Annotated in this window: 18 protein-coding genes; 7 read left to right on the top strand and 11 right to left on the bottom strand. The window is 44.5% G+C overall.

What is annotated here, in order from left to right:
• The first annotated feature begins 121 nt into the window (after positions 1 to 121).
• The 4 genes from R7Z49_RS05905 (at position 122) to R7Z49_RS05890 (ending at position 4,772) form a co-directional block, all read left to right on the top strand.
• A complete protein-coding gene (locus tag R7Z49_RS05905; RefSeq protein ID WP_005378011.1) occupies positions 122 to 1,027 on the top strand; it encodes a lysine exporter LysO family protein in 906 nt (301 codons plus the stop codon).
• Between the two features lie 208 nt (positions 1,028 to 1,235).
• The gene (locus R7Z49_RS05900) at positions 1,236 to 1,748 is read left to right on the top strand and encodes a hypothetical protein (protein WP_017634875.1); all 513 of its coding nucleotides are present in this window, start codon (positions 1,236 to 1,238) and stop codon (positions 1,746 to 1,748) included.
• A 211-nt stretch (positions 1,749 to 1,959) separates the two neighbouring features.
• Positions 1,960 to 3,606 (top strand): pyridoxal-dependent aspartate 1-decarboxylase PanP, encoded by a 1,647-nt coding sequence (gene panP / locus R7Z49_RS05895; RefSeq protein ID WP_025766849.1) that lies wholly within the window; start codon positions 1,960 to 1,962, stop codon positions 3,604 to 3,606.
• A gap of 311 nt (positions 3,607 to 3,917) precedes the next feature.
• Positions 3,918 to 4,772, top strand: coding sequence for a MurR/RpiR family transcriptional regulator (locus R7Z49_RS05890; protein ID WP_005378021.1), 855 nt, complete (start codon positions 3,918 to 3,920; stop codon positions 4,770 to 4,772).
• A gap of 76 nt (positions 4,773 to 4,848) precedes the next feature.
• On the opposite strand, the gene R7Z49_RS05885 is transcribed toward R7Z49_RS05890, so the two are convergent.
• Positions 4,849 to 6,093, bottom strand: a complete 1,245-nt coding sequence (locus tag R7Z49_RS05885) for an iron-containing alcohol dehydrogenase (protein WP_054728683.1) — start codon at positions 6,091 to 6,093, stop codon at positions 4,849 to 4,851.
• Between the two features lie 377 nt (positions 6,094 to 6,470).
• Here R7Z49_RS05885 and R7Z49_RS05880 point away from each other — a divergent pair, with 377 nt between their 5' ends.
• Both R7Z49_RS05880 and R7Z49_RS05875 read left to right on the top strand, forming a co-directional pair.
• The gene (locus R7Z49_RS05880; RefSeq protein WP_005378026.1) at positions 6,471 to 6,737 is read left to right on the top strand and encodes a GrxA family glutaredoxin; all 267 of its coding nucleotides are present in this window, start codon (positions 6,471 to 6,473) and stop codon (positions 6,735 to 6,737) included.
• Positions 6,738 to 6,912: 175 nt separating this feature from the next.
• Positions 6,913 to 8,595 (top strand): aspartate:alanine antiporter, encoded by a 1,683-nt coding sequence (locus R7Z49_RS05875; protein ID WP_136976090.1) that lies wholly within the window; start codon positions 6,913 to 6,915, stop codon positions 8,593 to 8,595.
• Between the two features lie 78 nt (positions 8,596 to 8,673).
• Here the strand turns inward: R7Z49_RS05875 and fabV are convergent, their stop codons facing one another.
• From fabV to R7Z49_RS05835, 8 genes are all read right to left on the bottom strand, one after another.
• Positions 8,674 to 9,876 (bottom strand): enoyl-ACP reductase FabV, encoded by a 1,203-nt coding sequence (fabV, locus tag R7Z49_RS05870; RefSeq protein WP_005388648.1) that lies wholly within the window; start codon positions 9,874 to 9,876, stop codon positions 8,674 to 8,676.
• A gap of 174 nt (positions 9,877 to 10,050) precedes the next feature.
• A complete protein-coding gene (locus tag R7Z49_RS05865; RefSeq protein ID WP_054728681.1) occupies positions 10,051 to 12,333 on the bottom strand; it encodes an acyl-CoA dehydrogenase in 2,283 nt (760 codons plus the stop codon).
• A 71-nt stretch (positions 12,334 to 12,404) separates the two neighbouring features.
• Positions 12,405 to 13,040 carry a TetR/AcrR family transcriptional regulator gene (locus tag R7Z49_RS05860; RefSeq protein ID WP_005378033.1) on the bottom strand — a complete coding sequence of 212 codons (636 nt, stop codon included), beginning with the start codon at positions 13,038 to 13,040 and terminating at the stop codon, positions 12,405 to 12,407.
• Positions 13,041 to 13,757: 717 nt separating this feature from the next.
• Positions 13,758 to 14,909 (bottom strand): Na+/H+ antiporter NhaA, encoded by a 1,152-nt coding sequence (gene nhaA / locus R7Z49_RS05855; protein ID WP_005378034.1) that lies wholly within the window; start codon positions 14,907 to 14,909, stop codon positions 13,758 to 13,760.
• Between the two features lie 330 nt (positions 14,910 to 15,239).
• The gene (locus tag R7Z49_RS05850) at positions 15,240 to 16,364 is read right to left on the bottom strand and encodes a lipocalin-like domain-containing protein (RefSeq protein WP_054728675.1); all 1,125 of its coding nucleotides are present in this window, start codon (positions 16,362 to 16,364) and stop codon (positions 15,240 to 15,242) included.
• Positions 16,364 to 18,817, bottom strand: coding sequence for an ABC transporter permease (locus R7Z49_RS05845; RefSeq protein ID WP_005378038.1), 2,454 nt, complete (start codon positions 18,815 to 18,817; stop codon positions 16,364 to 16,366). The genes R7Z49_RS05850 and R7Z49_RS05845 overlap by 1 nt, the downstream gene beginning before the upstream one ends.
• The gene (locus R7Z49_RS05840; RefSeq protein WP_005378040.1) at positions 18,798 to 19,469 is read right to left on the bottom strand and encodes an ABC transporter ATP-binding protein; all 672 of its coding nucleotides are present in this window, start codon (positions 19,467 to 19,469) and stop codon (positions 18,798 to 18,800) included. Before R7Z49_RS05840 ends, R7Z49_RS05845 begins: the two co-directional genes overlap by 20 nt.
• Positions 19,470 to 19,656: 187 nt before the next feature.
• On the bottom strand, positions 19,657 to 21,033 hold the full coding sequence (locus tag R7Z49_RS05835; RefSeq protein WP_017820846.1) for an MATE family efflux transporter: 1,377 nt from the start codon (positions 21,031 to 21,033) through the stop codon (positions 19,657 to 19,659).
• Positions 21,034 to 21,127: 94 nt separating this feature from the next.
• Here R7Z49_RS05835 and R7Z49_RS05830 point away from each other — a divergent pair, with 94 nt between their 5' ends.
• Positions 21,128 to 22,579, top strand: a complete 1,452-nt coding sequence (locus R7Z49_RS05830) for a DUF2867 domain-containing protein (RefSeq protein WP_238974711.1) — start codon at positions 21,128 to 21,130, stop codon at positions 22,577 to 22,579.
• Positions 22,580 to 22,609: 30 nt separating this feature from the next.
• Here the strand turns inward: R7Z49_RS05830 and R7Z49_RS05825 are convergent, their stop codons facing one another.
• On the bottom strand, positions 22,610 to 23,272 hold the full coding sequence (locus R7Z49_RS05825; protein ID WP_005378053.1) for a DUF2913 family protein: 663 nt from the start codon (positions 23,270 to 23,272) through the stop codon (positions 22,610 to 22,612).
• A complete protein-coding gene (locus R7Z49_RS05820; protein WP_017820848.1) occupies positions 23,272 to 24,474 on the bottom strand; it encodes a Bcr/CflA family multidrug efflux MFS transporter in 1,203 nt (400 codons plus the stop codon). The genes R7Z49_RS05825 and R7Z49_RS05820 overlap by 1 nt, the downstream gene beginning before the upstream one ends.
• Positions 24,475 to 24,797 lie beyond the last annotated feature (323 nt).

The following is a 24,797-nucleotide window of genomic DNA, read 5'->3' as shown; positions in this document are numbered from 1 at the left end:
TCCGCGATAAAACGATTCGCTCAAGGCTGAGCTGTGTGTGGTGAAATGTCTCTAATTTCAACCGATAGATAATTTGATTTATGCGTGTTGATGTTATCTCAAAAAGGAATCATTGAGCTTTATGTTCTCAGGGATGCTATTTATTTTCGCTCCGCTTGTGGTGGGGTATCTAATTCCTATATCTCGATCTTCGTTATTGGAGAAGATCAATCAGTCAACGTCCTACCTTATTTACGTCATTTTGTCGTTGATGGGTCTTAGTTTGGCGGCGCTCGATAATTTAAGCAGCAACTTACAAAGTATTCTCCTCTATGCGAGTACGTTTTTTTTGTGTCTAAGTGCCTGCAACCTGTTGGCTCTGCCTATTATTGATAAAATTATTCCACTCCAGACCAATCAGAATCAAAAGAAGCTACCGTTATCTTCGATGGCTTTAGAGTCAGTTAAGCTTATCGTGGTCGTTGGCGGAGGGTTAGTGGTTGGCCTGCTGTTACCCATTGATTTGAGTTGGGTAGATACAGCAAGCGAATGGATACTCTTTCTACTTCTATTTTTTATTGGTATTCAGCTGCGCAATAGTGGACTTACTCTGCGTCAAATCCTATTAAATAAACAAGGAATGGCCATTGCGGCTGTTGTCATCGCAACATGTATGCTTGGTGGCGTTCTTGCAGCGGTGCTTTTGGATCTTCCTCTTTATCAAGCACTCGCAATGGCTTCAGGTTTTGGCTGGTATTCACTCGCAGGTATTTTAATGGGTGACGCTTTTGGTCCGGTATTTGGTGGCGCGTCGTTCTTGATTGAATTGATGAGAGAGTTAGTCGCACTGGTTGCCATTCCTCTCTTTATTCGTAGCTATCCGTGCACCGCAATTGGTTATGCCGGTGCAACAGCAATGGACTTCACCCTACCCGTTATTCAAACTACCGGTGGTGTGCGTTGTGTTCCTGTTGCTATCGTTAGCGGCTTTATTTTGAGTTTATTGGTACCAGTTATGATGCTTTTCTTTGTATCACTTGCTAGCTAGATCTCAGGTTTTCGCTTTAACATCCATTACAATACGGCAAAAATTTAAATACCCAGTTAACGTCAAAGTGGTCAATATTTTTTGGCAAGACCCCTCTTTCTTTTCGTCATTCAGCCCAACGATTTGTCACGACCAAATAGAAAGAAGGGAGAAACATCAACTGATGTGCATTGCGTTAATAAAGGGATAACAACCAGAAGGAAGAAGAATGAAACGCTTTGTCGTTGCAGCGCTCCTCGCTACAAGCTCAACTTTTACGCTTGCCGCAGATCAACAATGTCTTGCTAGCAAATACGATGGCTACGTCGATGCCTCACTACAGTGGTATCAAGATCTTGTTGATTTGACGGTTACCCAATATCCAGATCTGAAAGAAGTGAGTCAATGGTTCTTGGATGGACGTAAACATCACTTTGAATTAAACCGCGAAGCGGTTCACTACTTTCTAGAGAACGACCCTAGCCGCGTTGCGACGGAACAGCCAATCGAAGCATGGTTAAAACTAGAGCAACATGACGTTAAGCAGTTAGCGACCCGAAGCGATAAGTTAGGTGAAGTTGCAAAACAGACATTTAGCGACCGTCAATCAACTAACCACCCCAAAAACTACGAGCTTCGTTCAGCATTCGCTGATCTGCTTAGTCATCCCCAACAAATTGATACCGCACTTAATAAGTACAATCAGTCAATAGAAAAGATTGAAAAGCAGAAATGTGACTAAGGTTGCTCGCATTAGTCGTTGATTAGCATTCAAAAACACTAGAATGTTTTAACGTACTCAATCTAGAATTTTTTAATGTGAATATCGTAACCTTCACCTAAAATTTTCATTTCTACAACTTGGGTTTCAACAATTAAAACGGGACTTTGCGCCCGTTTTAGTTTAGATTGTGCCGCTCGCATTACCAAAATAACTACAAAGATTCTTTGCTATGGTTAAGGAACAAAAAACCGCTGATGTTAGCTTTGAGAGCTTGCTAAAGATCTTCACTGTCCCAGAAGGTCCGGACTCAACGTTAACTAAAATTGACGAGAGCCTCTCGCGAAATCTAAATCAATTTCTTCGTGAACACATCGTGGCAGAAGAAAAGCCTTTACGCGAAATCGAAAAAGACTTTTCTTCTGCTCAGATTCCTGAGCAGCCAGAGTTCGTGTCAGATCATACAGAGCACTTACTCGACACTTTGGTGTCGCACTCAGTTCACACATCTTCACCAAGCTTCATTGGTCATATGACATCGGCACTGCCTTATTTCTTGATGCCACTGTCAAAGATCATGATCGCCTTAAACCAAAACCTGGTAAAAATAGAGACTTCCAAAGCCTTTACGCCACTTGAGCGTCAAGTTTTGGGTATGCTGCATCGCTTGATATATGGTCAGAATGATACGTTTTACAATCAGTGGATGCACAGTGCAAACCACTCATTAGGCGCATTTTGTTCCGGCGGCACCATTGCCAATATCACTGCGCTTTGGGTAGCACGTAACAAAGCGTTAAGAGCCAATGGCTCATTTAAAGGCGTTGAAAAGGAAGGCCTTTTTAAAGCCATGAAGCACTATGGCTATGATGGCTTAGCGGTGCTAGTGTCTGAGCGTGGTCACTACTCCCTTAAGAAAGCAGCCGATGTATTAGGGCTAGGCCAAGAGGGCTTGGTTGCGGTTAAAACCGATGCCAACAACCGTATTATTGTCAACGACCTGAAAGCGAAAATTGTTGAGCTCGAAAAACAAAACATCAAGCCTATTGCTGTTATTGGTGTGGCTGGCACAACAGAGACAGGTAATGTTGATCCATTGCCTGAAATCGCTGAAGTCTGCCAAGCTCACAGCTGTCACTTCCATGTGGATGCCGCATGGGGTGGCGCAACACTGATGTCTAACCATCACCGTCATCTTCTTAAAGGTGTGGAAATGGCAGACTCAGTAACTATTGATGCACACAAGCAGCTCTATATCCCGATGGGCGCTGGTATGGTTCTGTTCAAAGACCCTGACGCAATGAAATCCATAGAGCATCACGCTCAATATATATTGCGCAAAGGTTCAAAAGACCTAGGCAGCCATACACTAGAAGGCTCACGTTCGGGCATGGCGATGTTGGTCTACGCCGCAATGCACATCATAAGTCGCCCAGGTTACGAGCTTCTGATTGACCAAAGCATTGAAAAAGCTCGATACTTTGCGGATTTAATCAAACAGCAAGATGATTTCGAGTTAGTTTCTGAACCAGAGCTTTGTCTGCTCACATACCGTTATTTGCCGCCATTCATCCGTGAAGCATTAGCACAAGCAGAAGGCTCACAAAAAGAACAACTGAATGAGCTGATCAATGAGTTAACACAGTTTATTCAAAAGCGTCAGCGCGAAACGGGCAAATCGTTCGTTTCACGTACAAGACTGAACCCAGACCAATGGCAACGCATGAATACGATAGTGTTTCGAGTGGTTTTGGCAAATCCACTGACCACAAAAGAAATTTTGAGCTCAGTGCTTGATGAACAACGCGAAATCGCCAAGCAAGCACCAAATTTGATGAAAAGAATTCAACAGCTGGTTGTTGATATTCAATCGTCTTAACAGCCAGATCGAGTTACATCAATTTGAAATTTTTTTTCGTTTTGATGTAACTCAAACATCATTATCGTGCGACTAGCGCAACAAAACTTCGTTTACACATCCAATTCTGTAGTTTTTACAACATTTTGTTTGAGGCCTGTCAAATTCTCACTAAATAGTACCCGTTATTGGTTTAGACTGATTGAAGATCAGGTTTATACTGATTCTATGGCGCTGGTTGTTTTCGTTAACGCCCCACTCTACTCCGGAATCTTCGTGTTTCCTTTCGTTAGCAGAGCCAGCGAGTTGTTCTCTATACCCTCGTGAACACTATGAATACATTAGAAAAAATTCAAAAAAACCTGGAGAATTTCAGTAAGTCAGAGCGCAAAGTTGCGGAAGTAATTATGGCGTCTCCACAAACTGCAATTCATTCAAGCATTGCAACGCTGGCTAAAATGGCCGACGTTAGTGAGCCCACTGTAAACCGCTTCTGTCGTCGTCTGGACACCAAGGGCTTTCCAGATTTTAAGCTTCACTTGGCACAGAGCCTAGCCAACGGCACCCCTTACGTTAACCGTAATGTGGAAGAAGACGATGGCCCAGACGCGTACACCCATAAGATTTTCGAATCGACGATGGCGTGTTTAGATGTCGCGAAAAATAGCCTAGATCCAATGCAAGTGAACCGTGCGGTCGATTTGCTAACGCAAGCGAAGCGCATTTCATTCTTTGGCCTTGGTGCATCATCTTCTGTTGCCCGAGACGCACAAAACAAGTTTATTCGCTTTAATATTCCAATTACTTGTTTTGAAGATATTGTTATGCAGCGCATGAGTTGTATCAACTGCAGTGATAATGATGTTGTGGTTCTTATTTCTCATACCGGTCGAACAAAGAGTCAGGTAGAAATAGCGAACCTTGCTCGTGAAAATGGCGCAACGGTTATTGCGATTACAGCGAAGGATTCTCCTCTAGAAAAGGCAAGCTCGCTGGCCATCACGCTCGATATTCCAGAAGATACCGACGTTTACATGCCAATGGCAAGCCGAGTTGTACAAATGACAGTGATTGATGTGCTAGCAACTGGCTTCACTCTTCGCCGTGGTACAGGTTTCCGTGAGAACCTAAAACGCGTAAAAGATGCGTTGAAAGACAGTCGCTATGACAAATTAAGCCAGTACTAAGCACTAAAGCTTAGTCAATACTTTATCTAGGGGAGCTCAAGGCTCCCCTTTTGTTTTAATGCTGCTAAGGGAGCAATCACCCTAAGTCGTTGACACTCGATAAGTCCGTTCTTGATTCCAGTACTTCAACAGAACTGACATGTTGTGCACTCTGAGCTGCGCACTCTCCGCTACAATCACAGACTTGCTGCAATATGTGTATCAAACGTTCCTGATTAAGAGGTAAAGGATTCCCTTTGATTGCCATTGATTTAAGCGCATCATTCGCCACTTGCTCAAAAGAGGTTTGGCATACTCCAAATTGAGCCAGTAGCGGTAACGCTAACTTATCTAGCACCATATTTACCCAAAGAATTCCATCGTGTTCGTTAGCATTTACTCGCTCAGTGACTAATTGGGCCAGCTTGCGATAACGACTTATCACATCATTCCTACCCGCGAGTTTAGCGGCGTTAATGTTCTCCTGCATCACGTGCGGAGCTAGGCGAGCCGTAATAACGCTATGGGGGGCGTCTAACTTGCCTCCTAACGCCGATGCTAACCCATGAGCGGCACCTAATTTGGCATTAGTAATCGCCATACCACCAAGCAATGCAGCGAACGATAAATCAGAGCGCGCCTTATGATTATCTTGCTTACAAGCGGCAATCACTGAACGGCTTAAACGGCGTAGCCCCTCTTCGCAGACCATATCAGTAAGAGGGTTTGGCTCACCACACACATACGCTTCCATTAAATGAGTGAACGCATCCATTGCGCCACGTCCAGATGTGTATTGGTCGGTCCCGTAAGTAAGTGTCGGGTCTACAATGGCAACGTCTGCGAGCATATCAGGGCTTCGAAGACTCACTTTCACTTTATCTTGTCCAGATTTCAGCACAGCATTTCTGGTCACTTCTGAACCGGTGCTTGCTGTCGTAGGAATTGCAATAAAATGAAGAGGCTTTGCTTTTAAAGGGACGCTTCTTCCTACCACTTCTACGTAATCGTAAACATTGCCTTGATTGGGAATAATGGCAGCTAAGGCTTTGCCCATATCGATGACGCTGCCACCACCTATCGCAACTACCATATCAGGTTGGAATTTTCTACCGAGCACTGCGGTCTCTTCTACCATCGTGATGTATGGTTCACCAACGATAGCTACGTGCTGGTAACGCATATTTTGAGCTTTAAGATATTGGATAATGGGGGCGGCTCGTTGGGTATCCTGCCCAGTAACCAGCAAAACACTGTAGCCAAATTGGTTAATAACGGATAATGAAGATTGAAGTGCACCTTCACCAAATATAATCCTTGTTGCAGTCATAAACTGAAACATACACACCCTCCCAAAAGAATATACCCAAATAACCTCTCGCCCTCTGATTTAACACTTATGTAAGAGTTGAAGTTATTTGCGTATAGCCAAAATAGATTGCTATTTTTTTAAACAAAAAAAATTGACCAATTCCACCTTGCCATCATTAACCCTTTAGAATGTATGTTTTTTATGCGTCACTTCACATACTTCAGAGTCGTAAAATAAGCACGTGCGTTTAGTTTTTATTCGATAGATTTCACCTATAGAACCAAGAGGTAATTGCCGCTTTATTTCCGTATCTGGATCGGGCATAGTTACTCCAACAAAAGAAAGCGCACTCAGCCGCTATGTTTTGTACGCTTTCAAAAAAGAATAGATTTAGGAGAAATAAGATTATGTTCGTTGTTATCTTTGGTCGCCCTGCATGTCCTTTCTGTGTTCGTGCAAAAGAGCACGCAGAAACGCTAAAAGCAAAACGTGATGACTTCAACTACCGTTACGTTGATATTCACGCTGAAGGTATTTCTAAAGCAGATCTTGAGAAAACAGTTGGTAAACCAGTTGAAACCGTTCCTCAGATCTTTATCGACCAAGAGCACATCGGTGGCTGCGACGAGTTCGAAGCATACGCGAAAGAGCACCTAGGTCTATTTGACGAGTAATAAAGACTGTTTTCAAAAAAGCCGCTTCATGCGGCTTTTTTATTATTTTTCAGCTGGTTATTACGTTAAGTCAACTAATGGTAAAACCTAAAAAAATTCACTTATCTTTTTGCTATATTTAGTTACAATTCACAGTTCTTAATCTTTTTTGGCACACACTCTACCGAGCCACACAGTGAACATAGACGTCGTATACCTTCTCGAGCAAAACCCGATCCTTCTAATCTTCGTCGTATTAGCCATTGGCCTTGCCATCGGAAAAATTCGACTTGGCAAATTACAATTAGGCAACTCTATTGGCGTTCTTATTACCTCTTTGGTAATGGGCCACCTTGGTTTCTCATTTAATGCAGAAGCTTTAACCATTGGCTTTATGCTGTTTATCTACTGCGTTGGCATTGAAGCTGGACCAAACTTTTTTGGTATATTCTTCAGAGATGGTAAGCATTATTTTATTTTAAGCATGACTGTTCTCGTGTCTGCGGTCAGCTTAACGTATGGCTTGAGTCACTATTTCGGCCTCGATTTTGGCTTATCCGCCGGTATGATGGCAGGCGCATTGACCGCAACGCCAGTACTGGTTGGTGCACAAGATGCTCTTAACTCTGGCCTTGCGACTATACCGCGGAATATGGAATTTTCTCTGGTATTAGAAAATCTATCCGTAGGCTACGCGATGGCTTATCTGGTCGGCTTAATTAGCATGATCATGTTTGCTAAATTGTTGCCAAAACTGCAAAAACAAAACCTTTCTGATTCCGCGCAGCAAATCGCACAAGAGCGTGGCCTTGGAAATTCAAGCCAGAGAAAAGTGTATTTACCCATTATTCGAGCTTACCGAGTGGGCCCAGAGCTAATTGACTGGACTGATGGTAAAAACTTACGAGAACTGGGTATTTATCGTCAAACTGGCTGTTACATTGAACGAATCCGCCGAAATGGTATTCTCGCCCACCCAGATGGTGATGCTATCTTGCAAGAGGGAGATGAAATTGCACTGGTTGGCTTCCCTGACAGCCATGCTCGCTTAGACCCTAGCTTCCGTAATGGTAAAGAAGTATTCGACCGTAACTTGCTTGATTTACGCATCGTTGAAGAAGAAATCGTCGTAAAAAGTGACGCAATCGCTGGTAAGCGTTTATCGGATTTGAATTTGTCTGAGTTTGGCTGTTTCTTAAACCGCGTAGTTCGCGCTCAGATTGAAATGCCTATGGACTTAGACATTGTGCTCGCTAAAGGGGACGTCCTTCAAGTGAGCGGCGAGAAAAGCCGAGTACATGGACTGGCGGAAAAAATCGGTTTCATCTCGATCCACAGTCAAATGGCCGATTTGCTCGCTTTTTGTAGCTTCTTTATTTTGGGTATTCTGTTTGGCCTCATCACAATGACGTTCGGTCAGGTGTCTTTCAGTTTGGGTAATGCGGTGGGTCTTCTGTTGTCCGGTATTACGCTTGGTTTCTTACGAGCAAATCACCCTACTTTCGGTTATGTCCCACAAGGGGCGCTGAATATGGTCAAAGATCTAGGGTTAATGTTCTTTATGGTCGGAATTGGTCTAAGTGCAGGTGGAAAGATGTTCGAGCACCTAACGCAAGTAGGACCAAAAGTCATTGGTTTGGCATTTATTGTCAGTGTTGTGCCTGTAGTTCTGGCTTACTTAGTTGGCGCACACGTACTCAAGATGAACCGTGCCCTGCTCTTCGGTGCCATTATTGGCGCCCGTACTTGCGCTCCGGCTATGGATGTCGTTAACGACTACGCTAAGTCCACCATCCCAGCCCTTGGTTATGCGGGTACCTATGCGATTGCGAATATTTTAATGACGCTAGCTGGTACGATTCTGATAATACTAAGTTAATACTCACTTTGACTATGAAATACAAAAAGGCGCTCAATGAGCGCTTTTTGTTTATTGGTTATCTAGTCTGTGATTCGATTAGATTTGAATGAAGTCTGCTTCAACTGCTGGATTCACATCCGCTTCGTAATCTACGCCTTCAACGCCGAAACCAAATAGTTTCAAGAACTCTTCTTTGTACTCAACGTAGTCAGTCAGCTCTTTTAGGTTCTCAGTCGTAATTTGAGGCCATAGCTCACGACAGTGCTGCTGAATGTCGTCACGAAGTTCCCAGTCATCCAGACGTAGGCGGTTCATCTCATCAACTTCTGCCGCGCTACCGTCTTCTTTGTATAGACGTTGGCTGAACATACGGTAGATTTGTTCCATACAGCCTTCGTGTACACCTTCTTCGCGCATTTTCTTGAATACCATTGCGATGTACAGTGGCATAACAGGAATTGCAGAACTCGCCTGAGTTACAACAGATTTAAGTACCGCAACATTGGCACTGCCGCCTGTTGCTGCTAACTTGTCGTTTAGCGCTTTCGCTGCACGGTCTAGGTCCATTTTTGCTTTACCTAGTGCACCATCCCAATAAATTGGCCAAGTTAGCTCAGTACCAATGTAGCTGTACGCGACGGTCTTACAACCTTCAGCAAGAACACCAGCATCAGACAACGCATTGATCCAAAGTTCCCAATCTTCACCGCCCATTACCGTGACAGTGTCTTTGATTTCTTCTTCTGTTGCAGGCTCAACGCTAGCTTCGATGATCACATCTTTGTTGGTATCAACAGCCGTTGATGTGTAAGTTTCACCGATAGGTTTAAGAGATGAACGAACTAATTCACCAGTTTCTGGCATTTTACGTACTGGAGATGCCAGTGAGTAAACCACCATATCGATTTGACCTAAGTCTTCTTTGATCAGCTCGATAGTTTTCTGTTTCGCTTCATTTGAGAAAGCGTCGCCGTTTAAGCTTTTTGCGTACAGACCTTCTTCACGCGCTAGCTTTTCAAAAGCAGCGGCATTGTAAAAACCTGCTGTACCTGGCTTCTTCTCAGTACCTTCTTTTTCGAAGAAAACACCGATAGTTGATGCACCGCCACCAAATGCCGCAGCGATACGAGAAGATAGACCGTAGCCACTTGATGCACCAACAACAAGAACACGCTTAGGTGCGTTTTTGATTGGACCTTGCGCTTTGGTGTACGCAATTTGTTCTTTTACGTTAGCTTCACAACCAACAGGGTGCGTTGTAGTACAGATAAATCCACGAATTCTAGGTTTGATGATCATATTCAACTTCCTTTAAAAAACCTTGTTAGGATAAAAGTTTCGTTGGGATTTCGCATCTAATTTCTGTAAAAATGCTCTTAAAAGGCAAGTGGTTGGAGCACTATCCCACCATCCACTCCCCAAGAATACAAAAAAGCACCTCATTGAGGTGCTTTTCTTAACATTAGTTGTCTATTATGCCGCCGGATTCAACTGCGACTTTTTTGGGCTATGAGTTCGCACTTCAGAAAAGTCATGACTAAAGTGGTCAACTTGAATCGCCTTGTAGCGCAATTTATCTGCAGCCATGATTTGATCAATTTCTTGTTCAGTTAACACGCCTGCTTCAAATGCTTGCTGCAAACGATCATGTAGCAGACCTTTACGAGCCACTTTACCATCCTTCGCAGCCTTCACAAGTTTACGCTCCAAAGGTTTAATGTCGTACATTGCAAGGAATGCATTCTCCATTAAGCCTACGCTGTCATCCTCTGATTTTCCGATGTAGCACAGATGCGTAAGGCGATCACGTTGCGCGCCTGGCGTCATCATCGCTTCAGCCAAATTCACACACAGCTCATCACTTGGCTTATTGAAATGATTACCAAGCGGGAACAATAGCCCCTTAAGCACACCGCCAACGTATTTCACAGGGAAGTTGGTGTAAGCCTCATTTAATGACTTAGAAGCGTTATACAAACAGTGTTGAACAGCGTAATGAACGAAGTCTAGATCGCCTTGTTGACGGCCTTCATCTTCATACTTTTTCAAGGCAGCAGATGCCATGTATAGATAGCTTAATCCATCACCCAAACGTGCGGAGATCATTTCTTTACGCTTCAAGTCTCCACCTAAGGTTAACATCGCAAAGTCTGCACTTACTGCAAGTGCACGACTGAGACGAGTAATGTCTTTGTAGTATTGCTGCGTTGGGCCACTCATGTGCGCGTTAACAAATCGAGAACCAGTTAGTGCTGCACCAAATGCACCGAATGTATTACCGAGCGCGTGCTTGATGTGTTTAAAGAGTAAGTTGTCAAATTCTTTCGCACCTTGTTCAGAATCTGGATTCGCCGCGGCTTCCATTTCTTTTAGAACATATGGGTGGCATCGAGTCGCACCTTGACCAAAAATCATCAGGTTACGAGTCAGAATATTCGCGCCTTCAACGGTGATAGCAACCGGGATACCAAGGTAATGTTTAGCAAGATAGTTCATTGGACCATCTTGAATCGCACGACCCGCGTGGATATCAAACGAATCATTTAGAATGGTACGCGCGATTTCCGTCATGTGGTACTTGGCAATCGCGGTTACAATCCCAGGTTTTTCTTTCATATCGAGAGAAGTCGTCGTTAGCGTACGCGTCGCTTCTAGTAGGTAAGTAAGACCACCAATGCGCCCCATCGCTTCTGCGACGCCTTCAAACTTACCGATCGACATTCCAAACTGTTTACGCACGTAAGCATAAGCACCTGTTGTACGTGTAGTAAGGTGACCAATCGCTGTGCCAAGCGCTGGGAGAGAGATACCACGCCCCGCAGAAAGACACTCAACCAGCATACGCCAACCTTTACCTGCGTAATCAGCGCCACCGATCAACCAGTCCATAGGGATGAAGACATCTTCACCACGAGTAGGACCATTCATGAACGCAGACCCCAGAGGATCATGGCGCTCGCCTATCTCGACACCTTCATGGTCAGCGGGAATCAACGCACATGTAATGCCAACCTCTTTCTTGTCACCAAGTAGCCCTTCAGGATCCTGCAGTTTAAATGCTAACCCGAGCACTGTCGCAACTGGCGCAAGCGTGATGTAGCGTTTATTCCAACTAACTCGCACGCCAAGCACTTCTTTGCCTTCATGGGTGCCGTAACAAACCACGCCTTGATCAGGTATGCCACCTGCATCAGAACCCGCTTCAGGGCCAGTTAGGGCGAAACAAGGGATGTCTGTACCATCAGCTAAACGAGGCAACCAGTAATCTTTTTGCTCTTGCGTACCATAGTGCGATAGCAGCTCACCAGGACCAAGAGAGTTTGGTACCATTACCGATACCGCGGTACTGATACTTCGAGTCGCAATACGAGAAACAATGGTTGAGTTCGCCAAAGCGGAAAATTCACGACCACCATATGCTTTCGAGATGATCAAAGAGAAAAATCGCTCTTTACGTAGGTACTCCCATACTTCAGGCGGTAAATCCCTGTCTTCTTTGACAATCTTCTGGTCATCAAGCATTTCTAGCAGGGTTTCAAGCTCATTATCCATAAATGACTGCTCTTCTGCCGTCAGTGTAGGCGTTGGATAATGATGCAATGTTGTGAAGTTTGGCTTGCCTGAGAATAGTTCGGCATCCCACCATACACTACCCGCTTCCATCGCCTCTTTCTCGGTGCTAGACAGAGGTGGCAATACTTTTTTGAACACTTTAAAAGCCGGGTCACTAATCCATTTTCTTCGTAGAGAGCTCATAGTTCAGATCCTTTTGTTCACGTAACCGCTCGGGGTATAATCTTATTATTGGTTTAACTTTCTTATTTGTCTTATGCCAACTGCTTTGCTGACATTCCTGCTGACAAATATGGAATCAGTAAATCGACGACAGATTTCACATCGACTTCCTTTTCAAACTTACTTTCTGCCAGCTCCGAAAGAGCTTGGCTTGAAGCCATCGTAAATACACAGGTTCCTAACGTGAAGTGCAGTCGCCAAAACAACTGTTCTTCACATAGTTCCGGGTTCGCCTTCATTATCGAGAAAGTGAAAAGGTTCAGTACCTCTTCGTATCTGGTGGTAATGAACCAGCGTAGATGACCTTGAACGTCTGTATAACCGCGGCCAATTAACAACATAAATAGCGCAGTACCATTTGGGCGTACATCATTTAATGTACGTAAAGGTAATCGCAATGACTCAAAGACATCGTCCATGTTGTAGCTATCGCGCGTGTTTAGCTCAATTAATGAAGTCTTAATGCTCGGCATTAGTGCTTCTAAATACCTATCTAAAACCGCTCTAACCAGCGTTTTTTTATCGCCAAAGTGATAGTTTACCGATGCTAAGTTAACGTTAGCTTTACCTGTTATCGTTCTTAGCGAAGTATCATTAAAGCCATGTTCAGCAAAGAGTCCTTCTGCGACATCGAGTATTTTTTCTTTTGTTGATGTTCTCGGGGCCATTTTAATCACTCGTATTAAACAACTGTTTGAAAATATACTCCCGAAACTTAAGATTAACAAATGATTAACATCACACTTTAACCAATTGGTCTGACCAGACAGTAAAAGGTGTGATCTAATCTTTTGAAATTCAATCGAATACTCCAGTGAAGCTTGTCAGAAGAAAACGATCAAGTTTCTCAGACCAGCGCAATTGAAACGCTAACAATAGCGTTGGCGGCTCGGAGTGAGCGAAGAGAGTATGAAATACATCTTCGGTTCTAGGGGAGATAAAATGAGAAACACAGAAGTTAGTAACTTCGCCAAGTTGGTAATCCATCTCGATTTTTCTATTACTTTCGGATGTGTAAGAAGCTAGAAAGCATTAAGTAGAAATTTTTTGAAAAAAAATGGAACTGTTTGGAAAAGGCTCGGTCTGAATATACGTAACAGTTAGGGCATTTGAAGTTTCACTGGCCGTCAAACTTGTTTCCATCTAATTGTTACGTTGCTGCTTTTTTCTTATTAACTCCTATGTTTGTATCCGCCCAGTCAAATTTTCGGCTGGGCTTTTTTTCGCCTATAGATTTACCAAGCGCCTCTTTCGATGATTTGCCCCAACTCCATAAGCTAGACCTTAGTTGGTCACAAAAGTAACCACCCTGAAGTGGTTGATGTGCCGATCTGCAGACATAAAAAAGCCTCCCGAATGGGAGGCTTTACTAAACAGTGTGTATCTTACGCTTGCGCTTTCTTAGGCAAAGAAAAGTGCAGTAACGCGTAGCCAAGTAACGCGGCTGTCGTCGAGCCCATTAAGATGCCTAGTCGAGCATAGGTATCAAACTCAGGGCTTACATTTCCAAACGCTAAAGAGGAAATGAATATAGACATTGTAAAACCGATACCACACAACACAGAGACCGCAAAGATATGCTTGAAGTTAATGCCTTCCGGTAACTTAGCTACACCCATTTTCACAGCTGCCCAACTAAAGGTGAAGATACCTAGAGGCTTACCAACCAGTAGCCCCAAAGCAATACCTAATGGCAGCATTGAAGTTAGGCCTGACATCGATACGCCTTCTAGCGAAATCCCCGCATTTGCAAATGCGAATAGAGGTAAGATACCAAATGCCACGTATGGATGAAGTGCGTGCTCCATGTGCTTAAGTGGGGAATGTTCGCCCTGTTTACCCTTAAGAGGAATAGCAAAGCCGATCACTACGCCTGCAAGTGTTGCGTGAACACCAGATTTAAGTACCGCAAACCATAAGATCGCGCCGACTATCATGTATGGCGTCAGTTTCGTTACTTCCTTCGCATTCAACATGAACAGGACACCAGTCATGATGAAGCCAACAAGCAGCGCCATGCTAGAAAGATCACCTGTGTAAAACAGTGCAATAATAACAACCACGCCTAAATCGTCGATGATAGCGAGAGCTAACAAAAACACTTTAAGGCTTACTGGTACGCGCTTACCTAGTAGCGCCATGATACCTAGAGCAAATGCAATATCCGTCGCAGCTGGAATGGCCCAGCCAGAAACCGCCTCTGGGTCGTTAGCATTAAACGCAACGTAAATAAGAGCAGGGGCTAACATACCACCAACCGCTGCAATCGCAGGGAAAATTGCGGTTTCTTTTGATTTTAGCGCTCCTTCAAGTAGCTCTCGCTTCACTTCAAGGCCAATAAGTAAGAAGAAAACAGCCATTAGGCCGTCATTAATCCAGTGAGAAACTGACATACCGAATACATAAGTATGCAGTACAGATTGATAAGTTTCGCCCAGCGGTGAGTTAGCAATGGTCATCGCAATTGCCGCTGCAATTACGAGAAGAATACCACCTGCTGATTCCATTTTGAAAAAGTCACGAATGACATCGTTCATGGTTTCGTCCTTATATTTATTATCTTAATAAACGATTAACAAAGAGTGATAAGAGTGTATAGCTGTCGAAAACTTTAGAATAATCGCTTCTTCAGAGTATAAACTTCGGTTTTTTCGATGTTAAGTTTACTATACATCGTATTTTCCAACATGACACTCAATTTTGATCGGAGATCGTATTTGTTTTTGTCGCACCAAATATTTATCAAGATGATGAGAAAATCAGCATAACACGGCTTGTACCATCATGATAACCCCGTACTTTTGAGAAAAAGCTAGGAAGCTTCGCGCACTAAAAAACCACCCGTAGGGGGTGGTTTTCTTCACAACTCAATAGCCTGTCAGCTGCATAAAGCCCCAAGCCTCATTGGAGCCGGAGGCTAAAGTAGGCCCTTCCCAGTAAGGTATTACAAAGGGTAGCCACATATCTGACTTGATAATGCGGGTAGTCAAATTAATTTGATGCTTCGGAATATTGATAATCCACTGCAAAGGTAACCTTCTTCCATTGGATAAACTGGTCACTTGCATTGGTTTAATACTGATATCATCGTCTGAGAGGTTGATGACTTTACCTGAGCGTGTCGACAACGTGCCAAACACGTGCGGTGTTTGCCCATGGTGACGATAACGGCTAACAGTTAATGCTCGACCATCATCTAAATTGAAAACAAACCAATCCCAGCCTTGTTGCCCCTCACCAATTAAGCCGCTGCCCCACTCTTTTTGCGCCCAAGCAGAACCCGTCACTGAGAATCGCTTACCATTTAAGCTTAAGCTACCTTTTACTTTTAAAAATGGAGCACTGAAGCTGAAAGAAGCAACAGATTGCAACGCATGTTTAACTTGGAAACCTTTGTCTCCATTCACGACAAAGGGGCCGTTTGTCATGGTATTGAGCTCAAGTCCAAACGTATCAGTATTCACATTCAAGTTGCCCGGGAAAGGCGTCGCACCGAGTGATCGCCAAGTCCAATTATCAATCCATAACCTGAAAGGACGATTGATCATACCAGCTTGGCCTATCCCACCTCTAGCTACCCGTTGCTCTTTCCATACATGCGAGCCATGACTGACGACAACATGTGAAATGTACAATTGAGGGTTCTGCCAACCGCTGGTTTCTCGCTCGTCCGTCGCAACCCTAAAATAGCTCCATTGAACATTGTAGATCTTGCCTTGCTCATCTTTTAGTTTCGCAAAGTAGTGCCACCATTCATGCTGATACTCGGGATGAAAGCGAAAGTCTGAGGGTAAAGAGACATGCTCATTAGGTAGTACAGGCTCGAAAATCGTTTGATTTTCACGCGTTAAGATAGAATCAAGTTCGCTTTCTCGTGTTGCTGTCGCCTCTAACCAAAAAGTTGAGTAAAAAGCAGCCCCAGTCAGAAAAGCGAACGTAACAACAATGAGCGTTGAAACCAACAAGCGTTTTTTAGAGCCCATTTTTTTCATTACAACGCGTCCCTTAATGACTTCATCGGTGTACTTTTGATCATTCTAATAACTGGCAATGCGCCAGCAACCATGATGGCAAGCATCGCCCAAGCAATGGTTTGAGCATACTCCCATGGAATCGTTTGAAGCTCTAGAGACCAGCCAAATGATTGCTTAATGATAATATCAACGATCAAATGTGCGAGCGCCAAGCCGAGCGGCACTGCAATAATCGCAGAAATGGCTCCGAAGACGAATAGCTGCAAACCACCTAATACGACAAGTTCTTTTCCGGACACACCCATGCACCTTAATAAGGAAAAATGCCGCTGCCGTGAAAGTTCTCCTGCCAACGTCGCAAAGAATAAACCAAACACGGCAATAATCAGCGTGATATTGCCCAAGGTTCCTGCTATCGCAAAGGTATGATCAAACACTCTCATTGCTTGGCTATAAATATTACCGTTATCAAACACACGATCTTGCGGGAGACGGAATACATTCTCTAAGCGATTTTTCAGCCCTTCTCCATTGACGTTATCTTTTAATACTACGCCAAGACCAACATTACCCGTACCTGCAAATGCATACAGCCAATTCCGGTGCGACATCATCACCTGGTTATATGGGTTTCCATAATCGTAGTAAACGCCTACGACTTGCCAATCACCACCAAGCGGTTCTTGCAAGTTAATGAAATCGCCAGGGCGGATATCCAGCTTCAAGGCCATCGACTCACTGACCATTAAGCTCTTGGTAGCGTGCAGTTGATACCAGTAATTTGGGACACCTAACTTGACGGTAAGTGAGTCTAACTCACCTTCAGAAGAGCCCGTACTCACAACTTGCAGAGCACCATGCTCGGTCGGCATATCTTTTTCCCAGCGCCACCAAACCGAGTTCACCTCTGGCTGATTCTGGAGCCATGCGCTCATCCTAGCGGCTGAATTGTTGGTCGGATAGATGTACACATCAGCCGCTAATCGCTGATTTAGCCACTTATCGGTTGTATCTCGAAAGCTTCCGACCATTGTTTCTACACCAATGTTTGCCGCCAGCGCTAACATAAACGCCATCGTAGCCACACCGCGATAGCTCATGCTGGCTGCTGCATCAGCAAAAAACCAACGGACACGAACCCATCGCATGGTATAAGAAAAACTTTGGAACATATGCCACATAATAAATGGCATAAACAACGCCACACTAACCAACATCAGCGCAATAATAGCAAAGCCGGTTTCTTGTGTTTTCGGCGCCTGATATACCGCTATTGCAGCGACACAAAACGCACATGCCGCAAGCGCCTGCCAAGAGAACTCTCTTCCAGCAAATCGCATTAGCGACAGTCGAGAAGAAAGGCGGATTGGTTGTGACTTCAACAAACGGATTAATGGCCACAGACACGATATCAACGCACCCATCGCTGCCATGATTAGACTGTATAAGCTAGATTGCCATGACCATCCTATGGTTAAGCCTACGTTGGCATCATACAAATCACTCAGGCTCGAAGACACTGCTGGGATAAGTTCATTTGCTAAGATCAAGCCAAAAAAGTTACCACACGCCCACGCAATAAAGACGAGCAAAGACAACTCTAGTAATAAAGCTTGCGCTAACTGTGTTCCGTTAACACCAGTCTGTCTCAAAATACCTACCAAACGTTGTCGCTGGATGAAAGACAGAGACATCGCTTGATAAAAAATAAACAACCCGACCAAAAACGACAGCATTCCCATCGCGGTGAGATTCATATGGAATGCGTTAGTTAGCGACTCAAGCTCTGTACGCGTATTCCTAACGAGCGTCATTCCGTTTGGCAGCATGTTTTTCAGTGCTATTAGCTTTTCCTCTGGCATTTCACCACAAGAAATCGCAGACAAACCTGAGCTCCGCTTGAGCATACGCAACAACGATATATCAGTAACCAGCCGAGTACCCGAAAGCATCTTGTCCTTATCTACTTGAATAGGCCCAAGACGGCTTCCGTCATTCATCTCAATGAAGTCCCCATCCTGCCAACTCATGTAAGCGGCCAAATCTTGACTAACAAGAATAGGATAAGGAGGCTTCATTAGTGATAAAACAGGCATCTCACCTAGCGATTTTCCTTGTTGTAGTGGGATCATCGCGACAGGATCTATCCCCACCAACATCAGGCTCATATCGGTCTTGGCATCTAGATGAAGCACATCAAACGGTGCACATTGGTTAAACCCAGCTCGACGTAACTGAATATAGAAACCTTGAGGAATTTTATTGGCAGAGTGCTTCGTTCGGATTCGGTATGGCAAAGGATTAGAGAAAAGTTTTTCCCCAGTTGCATAACTTTGTTTTGCATGCTGGTTGATAGAAGTAACACCAACAAGGAGGGACACGCCTAATGTTAATCCCAGCCAGACAAGAATAATTTGTAGAGGGTAACGACGGTAATGACCGAGTAGTGCCTTAACTACGGGCCATAACATGTAGCTGCCCTCCTTGAAGTCGAATCTTTCCTTCCATATGGGCGGCCACTTTTTCACTGTGCGTCACTAACAGCAAAGTACACTCCAATTGGCGAGCGAGACTCGTTAATAAGCGCATTACTGCTTCTGCGTTTCGCTCGTCTAGGCTACCAGTTGGCTCATCAGCAAGCAGGATTTTGGGTTCCATATAAAGGGCGCGAGCAATCGCCGCACGTTGTTGCTGACCACCAGACGCCTCTTCCGGATAACGTCCTAGCAATGGCATTAAGTCCAAAGCAGAAAGAATTTGACGCCACAACTCTTTATCTTCCGGCAGACCTTTTAACTGACGACAAAAACGAATATTGTCGGCAATATTAAGTGTAGGAAGCAGGTTGAATTGTTGGAAGATATTCCCAATATTGTTGCGGCGATAAAGGGTTCTTAAATGCTCCGGTGCTTCATGCATAGCAAAATTTGGAAACTGCACTTCACCAGAGTCAGCAGTATCTAATCCGGCGATTAAATTCAGCAGAGTACTTTTACCCGAACCACTTTCTCCCATCAGAGCGACTTGGTCACCTTGCTGCAATGTTAATTCTGCCCCTTGTAATACAGGGTGAAACTCTCCCCCGTCTACATAGCCTTTACATAGGTCTGACAGTTTTAACATTGATTATGCCGCTCGGATGGTGTTTAAAAATTGGGATCAGAATCTACACTAAAATCCTGTTAGTAGAAAGTATTTTGAATGCTTGATCACACTATGGAAGTACAAATGCAACTCGATTCACTTTCTGTTACTAATTTTGTTGACGTTTTGAGCAGATTTTTGCAGCCAAAATAAACTCTGTACCTCCTTACTGGCCAATCAGGTTTTTCATCCATTTTCGGCTAACCATTCTTGGCAAGCAAATCGCCCACTTCACAACTTCTTCCGTCAAAAAGAGTAAGTAAACCCATTGTGGGTCCCAATTGAGATAGATCGCTGCAAATGCTGCGAGTGGAATCCCGATCACCCACTGCGCCAAGATGTCTTGATACAAACAAAACTTAACATCACCGCCCGCGCGTAATACACCAACAATCGCCATCATCGGCACCGAGCGTAACACGACACCCAACGCTAGAATCACCATAAACTGTTCAGCTAGCTCGCGAGTGTCTGTTGTCAGTGCACTAAACGCATTAAGGATCCATTGATTTGACACTATCAACAAGACGGCGACCACAAATGCGATAAGCACATTCAAAATGACCGTAGCCCATGCTTGATAATAAACGGGTTCAAAATTACGAGCGCCGAGCTGGTTCCCGACTAGAACTGCAGCCGCATTCGATAAGCCAATCATCATCGCCAATGCGATCGACTCAACAGGCGTCATTACGGAAAGTGCCGCCAAACCTTGTACGCCTGCTTGCCCCATGATGGCGTGATAAGCAAACAGCCCACCAGCCCACGCCAAGAAGTTAAATGTGGTTGGCAAAGAGAGGCTCAAGAAACGCGTAATTTTATCTAAGACCAATCCTGCGCGTATATCATCCCAACCAAATGCGATTATGTGTTTTTTCAACCATAGATAACCAAACAGGCAACCTACTTCGATCGCGCCACTGATTACCGTTGCGATCGCTGCTCCCGTAATACCCAGAGCAGGAAAGCCTAATTGACCAAAAATTAACACCCAGTTAAGAAACACATTAGATAAAATGCCTATACCACTAAAAAAAGTGCTTAGGCCTGGTTGGTGCATCGCCCTTAGGCCCACCGACATACTGGCCACACATGCAACAGCAAACATGCTAACCGACGAAATAATGAGATAGCTGGCCCCTAGCTCAATCACTTCTTGTGAATCGGTAGTCAAACTCATGATGAGTTGTGGAAAAACAACAAACAAAGCAACAGCAATCGCAGCAAACATCATTGCGATCATCCATGTTAAAGCGGTACTGCGACGCACCCCAACTTTATCGCCAGCCCCCCAATATTGAGCGGTTAACAATGCACCACCCGTTGTCACCCCAACTAACATAATGGTGGTGACGAAAGTCGCGCGCGCAGCAACTCCAACTGCGGCAATTTCAGCTTCACCAAGTTGACCAAGCATAAGAACATCGACGAGGCTTCGGCTCGAAAACATCATGCTTTGCAGTGTAATTGGTAACGCGATTGCAAATAAACGACGTAAGAATGCTTTATCTGCGTGTATTGAGAGTTGAGAAAGAAAAGTCACAAGCGCTCCAACGACAACTTATTGATAGAATGGGGAAAGTGTCTCATGATTATACTCTGTGGTGTTTATTCCACCAACGATAAAAGGACAGATAATGAAAAAGGTGTTGGTGCTAGGCGCCTCGGGTTACATTGGCTCTCAACTTCTTCCGTTACTTTTAGATAAAGGTTACGCCGTCACAGCAGCGGCGCGACATATTGATTATTTAGAGTCAAGAACTCAGCCTCATCATAATTTAACGTTAAGGTATCTCGACTTGGCTGACGCAGAGACCACGAAGGCTGTAGTGAACGATTTTGATTTAGTATTTTTTCTCGTGCACGGGATGGCTCAAGGTGATGACTTTGTTGAGTACGAACTAAACCTTGCTTTGAACTTCAAATATGCGTTGGAACAAAGCTCCGTCGAGCATGTTGTATATTTGAGTGCCATTCAACCTCAAACCGGAAACTCTCGCCATTTAGCCGCTCGTAAAGCCACGGGAAAAATAATTCGACAGTCTGGTGTTCCAGTAACTGAATTGCGTGCTGGCGTTATCATCGGTCCCGGCTCTGCCGCTTTCGAAATCATGCGTGACTTTGTCTACAACTTACCTATTTTGATTGCGCCTAAATGGGTCGACTCAAAAGCGAACCCTATTGCCTTGCCCAATCTCAACCACTATTTGTTGAAGTTAGCAGAAGCCCCCTCTCCAGAAGAAAGTCAAATTTATGAAGTTGGTGGGCCGGATACACTTAGCTACCGCGAACAGTTCAAAGTCATTTGCCGAATCACCAACAAGCCTTATCGGCTGTGGTCGACACCGTTGCTTACCCCCAAAATGGCATCGTACTGGCTCGGCTTGGTCACCTCTGTACCAGCAAACATCGGCAAAGCATTACTTGCGGGCTTAGAGCACGACTACATTGCAGACTCCAAAGCGATTGAAGAACGATTTCCTCAAACGCTGATCAGCTACGAGCAAGCGGTAACTGATACCATTCAAGATGAAGGCACATTTGTACGCAGTAATGTCTGGGGGTTTGAACCCGCAGCGCTTCGTCGATGGCAACCAGGATATGGCTATTACCCAAAACAAGCTGGAGCGAGCATTAAAACTCAAGCCTCCGCTGCGGCATTATGGAAAGTGGCGCAAAAGATCGGGAGTCGCGAAAAAGGCTATTACTTTGCCAACATCTTGTGGCGTACACGTGAATGGCTCGATATCTTTTTTGGCGGCGGAAAACCGATTCGCGTTTCTCCTCCTGGACCAGAGCTCAAAGTCGGTGATTTTATTGACTCTTGGAAAGTGATTCGCTGCGATAACAATCAGTTTCTTTCACTGTTTTTTGGTATGAAAGGCCCAGGCCTTGGGCGTTTAGAAATTACCATCAAAGATCTCGGTGACGAACGAGAATTGGATATTACCGCCTGGTGGCACCCGCAAGGGTTTCTTGGGCTGCTTTATTGGTTTGCAATGATGCCAGCCCATCTTTTCATATTTAAAGGCATGGTCAAAGCCATCGCGAAAGAAGCAAACCGTTTAGAAAACAAAAAGCCCCAATAACAGGGGCTTCTAAACACTCAAAATGTCACTTTAGTCAGCTTTGAACGAGAGTGGAATTTCGGCTAACTGGTTGCCTTCGTTTGCTGGAAAAATAAGGTACTCGCCATGGTATTTCACCATCGATTTGTAGTCTGTTACCTTATGTACCATAAAGCCCGCTTGCGCTGCTTTCTCAACAAACTCAGCATGATTGCCACGTACAAACCAACTCATTGGCTTTACGAGCAACTCGCCATCAAAACAGCTTTCGCATTGGTCTGCACATAACGCTAAAGAGTTTTGACCTTCAGTGAAGATTTGTACTTTGCCGCACCCAATCAGTTGCTCAGACGTTGAGACTTCCCAGCCTGCTTGCTCCATCAAATCAAGAAAAGACTCAATATCTGAATCTTTGAACACTTTGGAGTCTTCACCTTCAGGGAAGAATTGCGCATAAAAAGCAGAAATACGTTTAAAGATAAACAACAAACCAGCATCGTTCCCCTTTGAGCGACCTGCTTTTTGCCAACGCGTTAAGTCATCGCCTACCGTACGTCCGAAACGTTGTGATTTTAGCGCCTTTGTTACCCAACGCACTAAATAATGGTTATTCGCAACAGGGGCATTGGCTAACTTACCTGAGCGATGCTCTTGATCTAACTCTTCAAGTGCTGAGTTAACCAAGTTTTGAATTTCTTTGGTGTAATTCGACATTACGCCTTTCTTCCTAAAGTCCAATAAAACAGTGCTGAAAGCACAGAACAAGCAAACATCACGATGATCATCGGCCAAGCAACATTCCCGGGCAGTGATGCCACCAGCGCACCAACCAATGAACCGATACCGAATCTTAATGTCCCCGCTAGAGACGACGCCGTACCCGCCATTGATGGGTAACCACTTAAAAGCAGCGCCATCGCGTTACTACCTATCGTCGACAATGTACCGATAAACAGCACAACAAAAGGTACAATGCCCCATAATCCGAAGTCCATTAACCAACTTACGAATAAACCAATCCCCGCCAAAAGTTGCACGAACAACCCAAAACGAAGCATGGCATGGGAACCAACTTTCTTCACCAAGCGACCATTAATACTGGTCATGATGATCATCGCCACAATGTTCAAACCAAATAGGTAACCAAAGTGGTCTGGTCGAACACCATATAAATCAATATAAACAAACGAACCCGCCGTCAAAAATGCAAACATTCCGGAAAATGAAAACGCACCTGAGAGCATCAAACCGATCGCTTCAGGATTGGAGCATAATCTGGCGTAGTTTCTCAGCGTCGTGCGGAAACGAAGAGGCTGACGATTTTCAGGCTGTAACGTTTCAGGGATTTTCCAAAGTACGAGAAAAATCACGACTACAGCGAAAATAGCTAATACCCAAAAAATGGAACGCCAACCAAACCAAATCGCGAGATGGCCACCGATCATCGGTGCCACCAACGGCGCAATAGTAATGACCAGAGTAACGAAGGACATTGCGCGTGCAAAGTCTTCACGGTCAAACATGTCACGCACGACAGCTTGGATAATGACCGCCGCTGCCGCGCCAGCAAAACCTTGTGCCGTACGTACATAGGTCAGCGCATCAATGCCATTTGTTGTCGCACTCACAACAGCAGCCAAGCCGAAGAAAAGTACGCCTAAAATCAACACAGGTCTTCGACCAAAGCTATCGGCAAGCGGCCCGTGAATTAACTGGCCGATCGCAAAACCCGCGGTATAAGCCGTCAACGTAATCTGAACCGCGCCAGGCGCGACCCCCAAATCTTTCGCAATTGTCGGCATCGCAGGCAAATACATATCGATCGCCAAAGGCGTCAAAGCACCAATCGCTCCTAGTACCAGAAACAATAGAAAACTGATTTGGGATTGCGGAGCACTTTGAGCTTTTTCTGTCATTCTTTTACCTCTTGTTGGAGCCCTACCGTCAATACTTGCAGAACAAAGTGAAAATAACGGAAGTTCTCATATCGCTGAATGTAGAAGCCAAAAACCTGTTCTATCCAACGTTCGAGAATCATAAGGGCAAATATGTACCAAGGTGTGACCTTGACGAACTCGACATAGAAAAGCATGTGAAAGCGAAATGTGTTTATGGGAAACAAACACAATGCAGTAAAAATGATGGCGTTGACACCATCATTCCATTCACCGTAGCCGAAGGCTTTGCAATAAGAGTATGCATGCATCAGCTAAATGCAAAGGCATATCACTGAGATGAG

It is taken from the genome of Vibrio sp. 1562, from assembly GCF_033340155.1.
GTDB classification, from domain to species: Bacteria; Pseudomonadota; Gammaproteobacteria; order Enterobacterales; family Vibrionaceae; genus Vibrio; species Vibrio alginolyticus.
The sequence above is the reverse complement of the archived record's forward strand: the minus strand, read 5'-3'. Positions and strand labels throughout refer to the sequence as shown.